The organism is Salinibacterium sp. ZJ450 (assembly GCF_011751885.2).
GTDB lineage: Bacteria > Actinomycetota > Actinomycetes > Actinomycetales > Microbacteriaceae > Ruicaihuangia.
Genome location: NZ_CP061771.1, coordinates 2,061,073 through 2,074,062 on the forward strand (window position 1 = coordinate 2,061,073; position 12,990 = coordinate 2,074,062).

At 67.5% G+C, this 12,990-nt stretch carries 14 protein-coding genes and 2 tRNA genes; 7 read left to right on the forward strand and 9 right to left on the reverse strand.

Translation table 11 applies throughout. The features are described from left to right. Positions 1-4 precede the first annotated feature (4 nt). Both HCT51_RS09825 and HCT51_RS09830 read left to right on the forward strand, forming a co-directional pair. A complete protein-coding gene (locus tag HCT51_RS09825; RefSeq protein ID WP_166873355.1) occupies positions 5-685 on the forward strand; it encodes a copper resistance CopC family protein in 681 nt (226 codons plus the stop codon). A gap of 60 nt (positions 686-745) precedes the next feature. After that, positions 746-1,729: a nucleoside hydrolase gene (locus HCT51_RS09830; protein ID WP_224760429.1), complete on the forward strand. Its 984-nt coding sequence runs from the start codon at positions 746-748 to the stop codon at positions 1,727-1,729. Positions 1,730-1,819: 90 nt separating this feature from the next. Here the strand turns inward: HCT51_RS09830 and HCT51_RS09835 are convergent, their stop codons facing one another. Together HCT51_RS09835 and HCT51_RS09840 are read right to left on the reverse strand one after the other, a co-directional pair. After that, positions 1,820-2,494 (reverse strand): ATP-dependent Clp protease proteolytic subunit, encoded by a 675-nt coding sequence (locus HCT51_RS09835; RefSeq protein ID WP_224760430.1) that lies wholly within the window; start codon positions 2,492-2,494, stop codon positions 1,820-1,822. A gap of 26 nt (positions 2,495-2,520) precedes the next feature. After that, the gene (locus HCT51_RS09840; protein ID WP_166873358.1) at positions 2,521-3,105 is read right to left on the reverse strand and encodes an ATP-dependent Clp protease proteolytic subunit; all 585 of its coding nucleotides are present in this window, start codon (positions 3,103-3,105) and stop codon (positions 2,521-2,523) included. A 131-nt stretch (positions 3,106-3,236) separates the two neighbouring features. Between HCT51_RS09840 and HCT51_RS18990 the strand changes: the two genes are divergently transcribed. After that, complete coding sequence (locus HCT51_RS18990) at positions 3,237-4,040, forward strand: tetratricopeptide repeat protein (protein ID WP_166873361.1); 804 nt, start codon at positions 3,237-3,239, stop codon at positions 4,038-4,040. A gap of 105 nt (positions 4,041-4,145) precedes the next feature. Here HCT51_RS18990 and HCT51_RS09850 read toward each other — a convergent pair whose 3' ends face one another. The 3 genes from HCT51_RS09850 to HCT51_RS09860 all read right to left on the reverse strand — a co-directional run bounded on the left by HCT51_RS09850 (position 4,146) and on the right by HCT51_RS09860 (position 6,920). After that, the gene (locus tag HCT51_RS09850; RefSeq protein ID WP_166873364.1) at positions 4,146-5,357 is read right to left on the reverse strand and encodes a trans-sulfuration enzyme family protein; all 1,212 of its coding nucleotides are present in this window, start codon (positions 5,355-5,357) and stop codon (positions 4,146-4,148) included. 94 nt (positions 5,358-5,451) lie between these two features. Continuing rightward, positions 5,452-6,807 carry a trigger factor gene (gene tig / locus HCT51_RS09855; protein WP_166873367.1) on the reverse strand — a complete coding sequence of 452 codons (1,356 nt, stop codon included), beginning with the start codon at positions 6,805-6,807 and terminating at the stop codon, positions 5,452-5,454. Between the two features lie 35 nt (positions 6,808-6,842). Beyond that, positions 6,843-6,920, reverse strand: a tRNA-Pro gene (locus HCT51_RS09860). A 159-nt stretch (positions 6,921-7,079) separates the two neighbouring features. On the opposite strand from HCT51_RS09860, the gene HCT51_RS09865 reads away from it, so the two are divergent. From HCT51_RS09865 to HCT51_RS09875, 3 genes are all read left to right on the forward strand, one after another. After that, positions 7,080-7,153, forward strand: a tRNA-Gly gene (locus HCT51_RS09865). A 24-nt stretch (positions 7,154-7,177) separates the two neighbouring features. After that, entirely contained in the window at positions 7,178-8,167 is a 990-nt protein-coding gene (locus HCT51_RS09870; protein ID WP_166873370.1) for a zinc-binding dehydrogenase, read from the forward strand. Positions 8,168-8,366: 199 nt separating this feature from the next. After that, a complete protein-coding gene (locus HCT51_RS09875) occupies positions 8,367-8,552 on the forward strand; it encodes a DUF2510 domain-containing protein (RefSeq protein ID WP_166873373.1) in 186 nt (61 codons plus the stop codon). A 14-nt stretch (positions 8,553-8,566) separates the two neighbouring features. On the opposite strand, the gene HCT51_RS09880 is transcribed toward HCT51_RS09875, so the two are convergent. Genes HCT51_RS09880 through HCT51_RS09895 form a run of 4 tightly spaced genes read right to left on the reverse strand, consistent with a single transcriptional unit; the run spans position 8,567 to position 12,125 of the window. Further along, a complete protein-coding gene (locus tag HCT51_RS09880) occupies positions 8,567-10,036 on the reverse strand; it encodes an amidohydrolase (RefSeq protein ID WP_166873376.1) in 1,470 nt (489 codons plus the stop codon). Continuing rightward, positions 10,023-10,646: an FMN-binding negative transcriptional regulator gene (locus HCT51_RS09885; RefSeq protein ID WP_166873379.1), complete on the reverse strand. Its 624-nt coding sequence runs from the start codon at positions 10,644-10,646 to the stop codon at positions 10,023-10,025. Before HCT51_RS09885 ends, HCT51_RS09880 begins: the two co-directional genes overlap by 14 nt. A gap of 3 nt (positions 10,647-10,649) precedes the next feature. Beyond that, a complete protein-coding gene (locus HCT51_RS09890) occupies positions 10,650-11,624 on the reverse strand; it encodes an Fpg/Nei family DNA glycosylase (protein ID WP_166873383.1) in 975 nt (324 codons plus the stop codon). A 15-nt stretch (positions 11,625-11,639) separates the two neighbouring features. After that, entirely contained in the window at positions 11,640-12,125 is a 486-nt protein-coding gene (locus tag HCT51_RS09895) for a ribose-5-phosphate isomerase (protein WP_166873385.1), read from the reverse strand. A gap of 114 nt (positions 12,126-12,239) precedes the next feature. Here HCT51_RS09895 and HCT51_RS09900 point away from each other — a divergent pair, with 114 nt between their 5' ends. Further along, complete coding sequence (locus HCT51_RS09900) at positions 12,240-12,935, forward strand: hypothetical protein (protein ID WP_166873388.1); 696 nt, start codon at positions 12,240-12,242, stop codon at positions 12,933-12,935. The last annotated feature ends 55 nt before the right edge of the window (positions 12,936-12,990 follow it).

Consider the following 12,990-nt stretch of genomic DNA (forward strand, 5'->3'; position numbering starts at 1 on the left):
TTCCATGACCACGACCGTTATTCGTGCGTGCGCTGCGCTCGGCGCCGCCGCTCTGCTCACCCTCGGTGCACCGCTCGCCGCCAGCGCGCACAGCTCCGCCACCCCGACCCCCGCTGACGGGGCGACAATCTCAGAGTTGCCCGCCGAGTTCGCCGTCACGGCGTCCGAACCGTTCTTCACCGGAGCGGGCGACGCCGCATTCGGCCTGCTGGTGCAGAATGCCGCGGGGCAGTACTTCGGCGACGGCTGCTTCACGATCGCCGACGCCACTCTGTCCACACCCGCCGCGCTCGGCGAGGCAGGCAGTTACACCATGACCTGGCAGTTCGTGTCGGGCGACAGCCACCCCACCGAGGGCTCCTCGAGCTTCACCTGGGCGCCGCCCGCCGGTTTCGAACCCGAGACCGGTTCCGCGACCGCCCCCACCTGCGAGCCGGAGCCCACACCCACCGAAGACAGCACCGCCGGCGCCGCCCCGAGCAGCGCGCCGTCGACCGCGCCCGATGCCTCGGAGAACTCTTCGGACACTTCGGAGACCGAGGCTGCCGCCAACCCGACACCGTGGATCATCGGCATCGCCGCTGTGCTCATCGTCGGCGGCATCGCCTACGGGGTGGCCCGCCGCCGCGGCGAGAAGTCCGAGACTGCCACGCAGAACGACGACAGCACGACACCCACCAAGTAATCGGAGTCCCGCCCGCATGCGACTGGCGTGCGGGCGGGATACGGGGGCACGCGATACTGGGTGCATATCGACTACCCCTACCCCGCGGAGGCCGCCGTGTACCTGCTCGACTGCGACACCGGCATCGACGACGCGGTCGCGCTGCTGTACCTGCTGGCCGACCCGGCCATCGACCTCGCCGCGATCACGGTCACGTTCGGCAACGTCACGGCGTCGCAGGCCGCCGACAACACGCTTCGGCTGCTGCACCGGGTGGGCCGCAGCGACATCCCGGTGGCCGTGGGGTCGGAGCTGTCGATGTCGGGCGGCACGCTCGTCGACCGCGGCCAGGGCCGAATTCACGGGACGAACGGCATCGGCGACGTTCAGCTGCCACCCTCCCCGGTAACCCCGGTCGCCGAGCTGGCGCCGCAGCTGATCGTGCGCCTCGCCCGGGAGAACCCCGGTGAGCTGCACATCATCGCCACCGGCGTCTGCACCAACCTCGCCGACGCGCTCGAGCTCGATCCGGAGCTGCCGAAGCTCGTGGCATCCGTCACGATGATGGGTGGTGCCGCACTGGTCCCCGGCAACGCGACCGCCGCGGCCGAGGCGAACATCATTCACGACCCGGTCGCGGCCGCCCGCGTGCTGCGCGCGAACTGGCCGGTGACCCTCGTGCCGCTTGATGTGACCATGCTCGACGTGGTGGAGGAGGCCGACTGGCGGCAGCTGCGCGAGGCCACCGGAACCGTCGGCGAGCTGGCGGCGCAGATGATGGACGTCTACATGGACTTCTACGTGGGCGTCTTCGGCCGCCGCGCCGCCGCCTGCCACGACGTGCTGGCCGCAGCGATCGCGGTCGGCGACATCCAAGCGACGCTCGCGCCCGTGGTGGACGTCGTGATCGACACCACTGAAGGACCGGGGATGGGGCAAACCATCTGCGACCTGCGCGGCCGGTTCCGTGGGTTCCAGCCCGAGCGCGAGGGCGGTACCCGGGTGGTGCTCGAGACGGACGAACGCGTGGTGCCGCGCCTGATTGAGCGGCTCACCAGCTACTGATCGCTGACCAGCTACTGATCGCTCACCAGCTGCTGGCACGACAAAGGCCCGCCGACACTGTCGGCGGGCCTTCGCACCCCTGTGGGTGGGTTACTTCTTGACGAGCGTCGGAACGCCCTTGCGGCTGGTCAGCACCTGGTCGATCAGCCCGTACTCCTGCGCCTCGGCGGCGATCAGGATCTTGTCACGGTCGATGTCTCGCGACACGGCCTCGACGGTCTGGTTGGAGTGCTTGGACAGCGTCTCCTCGAGCCACTCGCGGAGGCGCTGAATCTCGCGAGCCTGGATCTCGATATCCGAGGCCTGGCCCTGGCCTGCTTCACCGATCGCGGGCTGGTGGATCAGAATGCGCGCGTTCGGCAGGGCCAGACGCTTGCCGGGGGTACCCGCGGCCAGCAGCACGGCTGCCGCCGAGGCGGCCTGGCCGAGCACCACCGTCTGGATCTCCGGACGGATGTACTGCATGGTGTCGTAGATCGCCGTCATCGCGGTGAACGAGCCACCGGGTGAGTTGATGTACATCACGATGTCGCGGTCGGGGTCCTGGCTTTCCAGCACGAGCAGCTGGGCCATCACGTCATCCGCGGATGCGTCGTCGACCTGTACGCCGAGGAAGACGATGCGGTCTTCGAACAGCTTGGCGTACGGGTCCTGGCGCTTGTAGCCGTAAGCGGTGCGCTCTTCGAAGCTCGGCAGGATGTAGCGGGAGCTGGGCATCGCGACGCCGTTCACTGAACCGAGAGCGGTGAAGTTGGGGGTTTCCATATCGTTTCTCTTATCTCTCTCAGCGCTTAGGATTCGGTTCCGCCGCCGCCGATGACGTCGGATGCGGACTCGCGGATGTGGTCGACGAAGCCGTACTCGAGGGCCTGCTTGGCGTTGAACCAGCGGTCGCGGTCACCGTCGAGGTTGATCTGCTCGACGGTCTTGCCGGTCTGGTTCGCCGTGATCTCGGCCAGGCGCTTCTTCATGTCCAGGATGAGGGCGGCCTGGGTCTGGATGTCAGACGAGGTTCCGCCGAATCCGCCGTGCGGCTGGTGCAGCAGCACCCGGGCGTTCGGGGTGATGTAGCGCTTGCCCTTGGTGCCGGCGGTGAGCAGCAGCTGGCCCATCGACGCGGCCATGCCGATGCCGACGGTGACGATGTCGTTCGGGACGAACTGCATCGTGTCGTAGATCGCCATGCCAGCGGTGATCGAGCCACCGGGCGAGTTGATGTACAGGTAGATGTCTTTCTTGGCGTCCTCGGCCGCGAGCAGCAGCAGCTTTGCCGCAATCTCGTTGGCGTTGTCGTCGCGCACCTCGGAGCCGAGCCAAATGATGCGGTCCTTCAGCAGTCGGTCAAAAACACTGTTCGGCATTGCCGGTTCGGCCATGGTACGAGCTCCCATTCAGTTGTCGCTTGCTACGAATCTACTGGAGCTAACACGCGGGAACTGCCGTGTTCGCCCTCGGCAGAGCGCCGCGTCCGGCGGGCGGGTGGCCGGGGCCCTTCTAGGCTGGGCGGGTGACGGATAACTGGACAGAACGTGTCGCTGCGGTATGGGATGCGGCCGACGAGCTCACCGCGGCGGAGGTGTTACGAAGGATCGAGGCGCTCGTCGCTGAGCGCACCGCGGGCGCACCGGAATCACTCGCGACCGATCCCGTCGCCCTGTTCGAGCTGGCGAGCGCCCGGGACTACGCCGGTCGTGAGGCAGACGCCGCCCCGCTCTACCAGGCGGCGCTCGACGGCGACCTCGCCGAGCCGTTGCGCGGCCAGGCGGTGATCCAGCTGGCGAGCACGCTGCGAAACCTCGGCCGCGTCGTCGAAGCCATCGCGATGCTGCAGCAGGCGTTCGGCGCGGAGCCGCAGCATCCGCTCGCCGACGCCGCCCGGGCGTTCCTCGCGCTCTGTTATGCCAGTCGCGGTGAGACCGCGACAGCCGCCGCGATCGCGCTCGACGCGCTGGCCGATCACCTGCCGCAATACCAGCGCTCGGTGCGCGCCTACGCCGCCGAGCTTGCGGCGGCAGAGCAACCCAAACGGCAGACTCGTCTGATGAACGACTATGGGGCAGAGGTGCCGCTCTGGGGCGACGACGGCCTTGCAAACCCGACGTCGCTCCCAGTCGGTGCCGAGCTCATCGAGCGGTTGCGCGCTTGGGCTGCCCAGTTCGAGCAGAACATGGACCCTGAGAGGGGTTGGACGGAACCAACACTCGTGGACATCCACCGAAGTCAGGGGCATGCCCTGCGCGAGGCCGTTGCCCTCGAACTCGGCGCCGGCTACAACGTCGTGCTCGTCTTGTGGGAGCTCGATGGAAGGTAATCGCGCGCTCGGAAGGCCACTTTCGGCGGATTTCGTCCTCCCGAGCCGACTATCTCCGTCCGAGCGGGCGACCTTCCGGTCGGGATGCCGGTCCGGACGCCGCGGTTACGCCGGGAAGGTCGCGTCGAGCGCGGCGCGCAGGTCCTCGACCAGGTCGTCGGCGTCCTCGAGGCCGATCGAGAGCCGCAGGTGCCCGAAGCGCTTGAACTCGTCGGCATAGTGCGCCACCCGCGGTCCCTCGGTGCCGACGTGCACGATCAGGGACTCGTCGTGGCCCAGCGACACGGCCGACGTGATCACGCGCAGCGCGGCGACGAACCGGTTCTGGGTGTCTGAGTCACCGGTCACCGCGAACGACATGACCGCGCCGGCGCCGTTCGGCAGCACCCGCTGCGCCAGGGCGTGCTGCGGATGCGACACAAGGCCCGGGTAGTACACGAACGCGACCCGCGGGTCGCTGTCGAGGAACTCCGCGACGCGCTGCGCGCTGGTGACGTGCTGTCGCAGCCGGAGCGGCAAGGTCACCGAGCCGCGGGTGATGAGCCAGGCGTTGAAGGGGCTGATCACTCCCCCGACATCCACCATCGCGTCGGCCTTGATTCTCGTGATCAGCTCGCTCGAGCCGATCACCGCGCCGCCCATTGCGTCGCCGTGCCCGTTGATGTATTTGGTCAGCGAGTGCACCACCAGGTCGGCGCCTTGCGCGAGCGGGGTGCTGATCGGCGGCGGGGTGAAGGTGGAGTCGACCGAGAGAACGGCTCCGGCGTCGTGCGCGATGTCGGCGAGGGCGCGGATGTCGGCGACCCGGGTTGTCGGGTTCGCGATGGTCTCGGTGTGCAGCAGCGCGGTGTTCGGCCGGAGCGCCGCACGAACCGCGTCGAGGTCGGAGGTGTCGACCAGGGTCGCCTCGATGCCGTACTTCTCTGGCAGCAGCTCAGTGAACAGGCGGAAGGTGGCTTCGTAGGTCTGGTCGGCGACCACGACATGATCGCCCGACTTCAGCAGGGTGAAGAACACCGCGTGCAGGGCGGCCACGCCGCTCGCCAGCACGACGGCATCCTCTCCGCCTTCCAGCAGGGCAAGCTTCGACTGCAGCGCCTTCTGGTTCACCGCGCCGTTGCGGGTGTAGATCGTGTGCTCGGATGACGACCAGCTGATCGACGACGGGTCCTCGGGCAGCGCGTACGAGTTGGCCATCACAATTGGGGTGCGCAGCGCACCGGTGCCCGGGTCGATCGCGTTGCCGGCATGCACCGCCCGGCTGAGCGGCTTGAGGCTACGGGGTTCGTGTTTGTCGGGCCGTCCGGTATCAGTCACCCTAGGCACGATACCGGGCAGACGCTCGCCGGGGTGTGGGGAGAACGACGAAGGGCCCGAGGCATCCGCCCCGAGCCCTTCGCGCTACACAGTCTTAGTGGTTGTGACCGGCGTGCTCGTCAACCTCGGCGTCGTCGTCGCCGAACTCGACCTCGTCCTCGGGTGCGTCACCCGCGGTGGCGGTGAAGTCCGACACGTCGACATCGTTGCCCTTGTCGTCGACGACCTTGGCCTTGCTGAGCACCACGGCGAGAGCCTTGGACCGCGCGACCTCGCCGACCATGGCCGGGATCTGGCCGTTCTGGTCGAGCACCTGGATGAACTCGCCGGGCTCCATGCCGTACTGGGCGGCACCCTGGATCAGGTACTGGGTCAGCTCGTCCTGGCCGACCTTGACGTTCTCCTTCTCGGCGATCGAGTCGAGCAGGATCTGCGAGCGGAACGTTGCCTCGCTGGATTCCTTGACCTCGGCGCGGTGCTCGTCGTCCTCGAGGCGGCCTTCCTGCTCGAGGTGGCGGTGCACCTCGTCTTCGACCAGCTTCTCCGGAACCGGGATCTCGACGAGCTCGAGCAGCTTGTCGACGATCTGGTCGCGCGCCTGGCTGACCTGACCGAAGATCTTCGACTTGCCGGCCTGCTCACGCAGGTCTGCCTTCAGCTCATCGATGGTGTCGAACTGGCTGGCGATCTGCGCGAAGTCGTCATCGGCATCCGGAAGCTCGCGCTCCTTGACGGCGCTCAGCGTCACGGCGATCTGCGCGGTCTCGCCGGCGTTGTCGCCGCCGACCAGCTTCGACTCGAACGTGGTGCTCTCACCGGCGGTGAGCGAGTCGAGGGCCTCGTCGATGCCCTCGATCAGCTCGCCCGAGCCCAGCTCGTAGCTGATGTTGTTGGCGGTGTCGACCTCGACACCGTTGATCGTCGCGACCAGGTCGATCTGCGCGAAGTCGCCGGTCTTGGCCGGGCGGTCCACGGTGATCAGCGTGCCGAAGCGGGCGCGCAGGTTGTCCAGCTCGGTCGCGACCTCTTCATCGGTGACCTCGACGGCGTCGACGGTGAGGAGCATGTCCTCGTACTTCGGGATGTCGAACTCGGGACGCACGTCGACCTCGACGGTGATGATCAGGTCGCCGGAGAAGTCCTTCACGTCCGGCCACTCGGAGACGTCGGCCTCGGGGCGACCCAGGGTGCGGATCTCTTCGGTCTTGACGGCGTCGCGGTAGAACCGGTCCAGGCTCTCGCTGACGGCGTGGTTCAGCACTTCTTCGCGGCCAACACGCTGGTCAATGATCGGCGCCGGCACCTTTCCCTTACGGAAACCGGGAACGTTGACCTGCTCAGCGATGTGCTTGTAAGCGTGGTCAATGCTGGGCTTCAGCTCTTCCGGGGTGACAGCAATGGTGAGCTTCGCGCGCGTCGGGCTCAGTTTCTCAACCGTGGTGTTGACCAATGTGGGGCTTCTCCTGTGTATTGACGAACTGTGGATGGTCGGGGTGACAGTATTCGAAACTGCGACCTCCCGCTCCCAAAGCGGGCGCTCTAGCCAAGCTGAGCTACACCCCGGTAAACCGATGTGTTCGGTGGCCAAAGAAAACGGGAAACCGAAGTCTCCCGCAAATTGGCCTCGCCAAGTCTAGCCGAGTTCGAGGCGGCAAATGTCAGAGGCACTCACGAGCATGTATTAGGCTAGCTTCGCGCATCCGGCACAGTCCGGTTGTTTGCGGGGATGTAGCTTAATGGTAAAGCCTTAGTCTTCCAAACTAATGACGCGGGTTCGATTCCCGTCATCCCCTCCACTATCAAGCCAATAGGCTGCGCGTATGCAAGCAGTCGCACGGGTATCGGTCTCGTCGTTCGGCGGGCCAGACTCCGTGCAGGTCGAGCACGGGACGATCGCCTCGCCTGCCAAGCGAACCGTGCGGGTTCGGGTGACTCACGCCTCGGTGGGGTCAACGGATGCGCTCGCCCGCGAAGGCAGGTACTTGCTGCAACCCCGCGCGGGATTCACGCCGGGGTACGACTTCGTCGGTGTCATCGACTCCGACTCGCCCGCCAGTGGATGGGAGAGAGGAACCCGCGTAGCAGGCTGCCTCCCGCGGATGGGCAGCAACAGCACGCTGATTGACGTGAAGCCCTCGTTGTTGGTCGCAGTCCCGGAGGCACTCCCCTCCGCTGAGGCCGCCGCGTTGCCACTGGACCTCGTCACCGCCGGACTGGCAGTCGCACTGGCGGATCCGGTTCCGCGTCCCAGCGTGCTCGTCCAAGGAGTCTCGGGGGCGCTCGGGGCGCTGATCGCCCAACATTTCGCGTCCAGGGGTGCGGCGGTACTCGGAACCGCATCGGCACGTTCGAGAACCTTCGCGGAATCTCTGGGCGCACACGTCCTCGACTACCGAGACCCGCACTGGCGCGAGCTCGCACAGGTGCAGCAACCCGACGGGGTGGGAGCCGTCTTCGACCACACCGGAGACCCGCGCCTGCGACAGTTGGCGTCCGCGGACGGGACGGTGGTCAGACTGGCGTTCGTCGGCCGGCCAGGACGCGAACGCCTGGACACGGTCGCCGGTGGCGCGGGTGCGATGGCCCAGTATTTCCGGCATCCCCGAACCCGGGTGTGCTCGGTCCCGCTGTTCGTCGCGACTCAGCCGCGGCGGTACCGCGAGCTGCTGCGCACCCAGTTCGACCGAATCGTCAGCGGTGAGCTTCGTGCACCGAGTGTCCGCGTCGTTCCGCTCAGCGATGTGTCCCGGGCGCACCGTGAACTCGCTGAGATCAGCCCCGGGCAGAAGATCGTGCTGACTCTCGCTTAAAAGCGGCAGCCAATGACGGGAAGGTGCGACTGCAGCCCCTGAAACCCGTTCGACTTTTTCCACCAAATCGGCGTGTCGCCATTGCACCCCCGGTGTGACGGGCAATAACATCAGGGCACCCTAAACCCGAATACTCGTCGCCAAGTCTCATCCCTAGTTACTCGACTTGCCCGACGGTCCTGCCCCCAGGAGCCCCCTCATGACTGCTGCAACCGCGCCCGCAGGCTGGTACCCCGACCCCCTTGGCACCCTGCTGTTGCGGTGGTGGGATGGCCAAATCTGGACCGACCGCGTCGAACAGCGTCGACCGGAGATCCAGCTGGCGCCCGGCGCCGTCGACTGGCGCGCGCAACACCGCTACCCCAGCGGTCGCCTCGCCAGCTGAGTAGGTCCCGACCGCTACAGGGTGCTGTGCGTGAATCGCCCCGCCAGCATGGTCGCCGCCACCGGCATCGCCCGCAGCTGATCGGCCGTCGCCTCTCGAGGATCCTGTTCCAGCACCACCAGGTCCGCCGGTTGTCCGACCCCAATCGAGGACCGAACGGATGCCGCGATCGCCTCGTCCACGGTGATCGACTGCTCCGCGTGCCAGGGTTCCCGCCCGTTCTTCGACCGGCTGACCGCCGCGGCGATTGAGACCCACGGGTCCAATTCGGCCACGGGTGCATCGGAGCCGAGCTTCAGGGTGGCGCCCGCGTCGAGCAGCGAGCGCAGCAGGAACGCCCGATCGGTGCGAGAGGACCAGTACCGGTCCGCGACATCCCGATCATCCAGCGCGTGCTCTGGCTGCACACTGGCGACGATGCCCAGTTCGGCGAAGCGGCGCAGGTCCTCCCACCGCAGCAGCTGCGCGTGCTCGATGCGGCCGCGACATCCGACCGCCTCGAATGCGTCGAGTGCCAGCTGGTTCGCCTCGTCGCCGATGGCGTGCACCGCGGGCAGCAGCCCGTTGCCGCTCGCGCGCCGCAGGTACTCGACCAGGTCGCCCGGTTGCACGTTCAGCATGCCGTGCGGAAGGTCGCCCACCCCGGGATAGGGATCGACGCAGTACGCGGTGCGGGTGTTCAACGAGCCGTCGCTGATGATCTTGGCTGGACCGACCGAGAGCAGCCCGGTCAGCCGCTGCCCGGTGCTGAGGCCGAGGCCGATCGCTTTCTCCAGGTGCTCAGGGTAGATCCCGGCGTCGACGCGCAGCAGGTCGAAGCCGGCGTCCATGCGGGAGCGCCAGGCGTCAAAGTTCCAGCCGAACTCGAGGTCGGTGATGCCGACCACACCGCGGGCGGCCGCCGCCTCGGCAGCGTCGGCGATCGACGTCTCGACCTGGTCTGCGGCAACCCCATCGAGCCGGCGCACCACGGCGAAACTCTCGTCCTCACGCAACAGGCCGGTGTCATGCCCGGCAAAACCGAACCGTTCCAGCGCCCGGGAGTTCAGCCAGCAGGAGTGCACATCGCCACTGATCAGCACCACGGGCGTGTTCGGTGCCGCGACGTCGAGCATGGCGCGCGTGGGCGCGTCCGGCCAGAGGGCGTCGCGGAATCCGGTTCCGACGATCACGGCCGGCTCGTCCCGCGACCCGCCGAACAGCCGACGCGACACTGGAACCGGCACCGGCACCGCCGAGTGCGCGACGGCGTCGGCGACGAGCACCGCCACCTCGCGCGCGGATGCCGCCGCCTGCAGGTCGAGCCGCCGCCGGGCCAGCGCCCACTGCGTGAAGTGAACATGCTCGTCCCAGAGGCCGGGGATCAGCCAGCGCCCCTGCAGGTCGAGGCCGGTGCCGCCGAGCACCCCGAGTTCGGTGATGACGCCATCCCGCAGCCGCAGGTCGACGATGGCGTCCCCGACGCGAGCGTTAGTGATCAGCATGACCGGTGGCCCTCCGCATCTCCCGCGCCAGGCGCGGCTCGGCGTACTCGTCGTCGCTCTCCAGCGCCCTGGTGATGCGGTCCAGCACCTCGGGGGTCTTGTTCTGGCTCAGCTTCCGTCTGGCGTCGAAACGGGTGACGCGCAGCCGCAGCCCGATGGTGCCGCGCGCGACCGCCCGCGCCACGGCCTCGTGCTGTTCCAGACGCTGCGGGTGCGGCATCCGCTTCTCAAAATGATCGACCAGGTCGCCGAGGATGCGGAAGTTCTCGTCGGCGTCCAGCAGCTCCGGCACACCGTACAGGTGGGCGGTGACGTGATTCCAGGTGGGGATGAACTCGCCGTTGTCGTACCAGCCGGGCGAGACGTAGCCGTGCGGGCCCTGGATGATCACCAGAATCTCGTGCCGGCCCAGTTCGTGCGCCACGTCGTCCGGCCGGCCGAAATGGCTGACGATGCTGATCCCTGCCGCGTCCTCTTCCAGCAGCACCGGATAGTGCGAGGCGATCAGACCAGCGGATGTCGCGGACACAAAGGTTGCCCACGGGTTCTCCCGGATCAGCCGTTTGACCTCGTCGGGATCCTCAAGCAGAAAGTGAGCCGTTGGCAGCATGACTCAAGCTTGGCAGTTCGCACACCAGTAAAGCTTGCGGCCCGCCGCCAGTTCCATCGAGATATTCGTGCCGCAGACCCGGCAGGGCAGCCCCTCGCGGTGGTACACCCAGTGCCGGTCATCCCGATGCGCCAGCGCCTTACGGTATGCGTCGTCGTCGAGGTCGTCCATGGTCATCATCTGGCCGGTATGCACACCGATGTCGAGCAGGTGCGCCCAGTCCTGCCAGAGCGCCCGCGCGACATCCTCCGGCACCTTCTTGCCGGGGGTATGCGGGTCCAGGCGTGCCCGGTACAGCAGTTCGGCGCGGTACACGTTGCCGATGCCGCTGGCCACGGACTGGTCCATCAGCAGTTGCCCGATCGGGGTCGCCCGCTTGCGCACGGCGGCGACGAAACGCTCCTCGGCGTCCTCGGGATCATCCACCAGCGGGTCGGGTCCGAGCTTGGCGATGGTCTGCGCGACGGCGAGCGCGTCGATCACCTCGCACGCGGTCGGACCGCGGAGGTCGGCGCACGACACCTCGGTGAGCAGCCGCACCCGCACCTGGCCGACAGGCTCCGGCGGGAACGTCTCGATGTCTGGCTGGAGTTTCTCCTGCTCGGACATCCGCAGCCGGGTGCGGCGCGGGGCGCCGATGCTGTGCAGTGAGTCCTCGCCTGCGGCGTCGAGGATGGTGCCGCTCTGGTTGGTATGGCCGATGCGGCCATTCGCTGACGCCATCGTGGCGTCAGCCGTGATGTCGCCAGCGAAGTCCCAGGCGCCGTACATGCCGAGGTGCACGCGGAGCCAGAGGCCGTTGTCGAACTCGAGGAACATCTGCTTGCCGACCGCCTTCGCCCCGGTCATGGTGCTGCCGTCGAGTCGAGCGGCGCCGGCAGCGAAGCGGCCCTGCGGTGAGAACACCGCCACCGGATGCCCGACGAAGTGCAGGGCGAACTGGCGGGCGATCCGGTGAACGGAGTGACCTTCTGGCATGCGTGACCCCGATCGCTAGAGAACCGAGTGGCCGACGATCGAACCGGTGGTCTCGTACTCGGCGAGCTGGGCGATTCGACGCGCGTGGCGCTCGTCGCCGGAGAACGGGGTGGCGATGAAGGCGTCGATGAACAGCACCGCTTCGTCGATGGAGTGCTGCCGTGCCCCGACCGCGATCACGTTGGCGTCGTTGTGCTGGCGGGCGAGCTTGGCGGTGTCGAGGTTCCAGACCAGGGCCGCGCGGGCGCCCTGCACCTTGTTGGCGGCGATCTGCTCGCCGTTGCCCGAGCCGCCGAACACGATCCCGAGCGCCTCGATGCCAGCCTGCTGGTCGGCCACCACGGCACGCGCCGCGTTGATGCAGAACGCCGGGTAGTCATCCAGCGGGTCGTAGCTGGTGGGCCCGTGGTCGATCACCTCGTGCCCCTCCCGGGTGAGGTGCTCCTGAAGGTCCTCGCTGAACTCGAGGCCGGCGTGATCGGTGGCGATGTGGATGCGCATCGCACCAGTTTAGGAGGGGTGTCGATCGTGCATCGTCGTGGCGCAAACCGTTGAGTTTCGGCACGGGTGAGCGCACAGTAGAGCTATCGGTCACGTTGTTCGAGGAGGTACTTCATGACCAGGTCACCGGAGACACTCGATGTGATGCCAATCCTCTCTCCAGGCAGGCACCGCAATCCCAAGCGGGGGGCGTGCTTCATGGAGTTCGCCTCGTACCTCGCTGGCGAGAGATGGAGCGATCACCCCAAGTGCACGCATGCCGGGCTCGCGCATCTGGCGCGCATGGTGAACGACTGCACGAGCGATAGCGCGAGGGGTCGACTGGCGTCTCACATCCCCTCGGTCATCGGCCTGACGAGCGACGACAAACGGCTTGACATGGTGCTGGCGCTGCAAGCGGCGGCCGCGGCGATTCCCGTGGCGTTCGAAGAGCGGCAGCGGTCGCTGGCCGTGGGCGCGATCGTCTGTGAGAGCGCGCTGTCCCGGATGCCGGCAACAACCGTGATCGACGCGGAGAGCATGCTGAAGCACGCCTTCGCCGCGGCTCCGGCCGCCGAACGGTGGGCCAGGGCATTCGTTGCCGCGAACCTCAGGCACATGCCGACGGACATGTCGCCGCGGCACAGTCACATGATCATCCAGAGCGCCGTCGACGGTATCGCCACCGCCTGCGTGTCCGACCCGGATGACCGGCTGTACGCGTTGCTGACCTCGTCGATCGAAACCAGCCGCCGCTTCGTGGCCACCGAAACCCCGGTGGTGCAGCCTGCCTCCACCCGGACTGCGGTGCGCGGCTACGCGAGCGCGTGAGGTCGAATAACCCGTCGTAGCTGAACGCTGCGCCAGCACCGCCCCATTCGGGGCG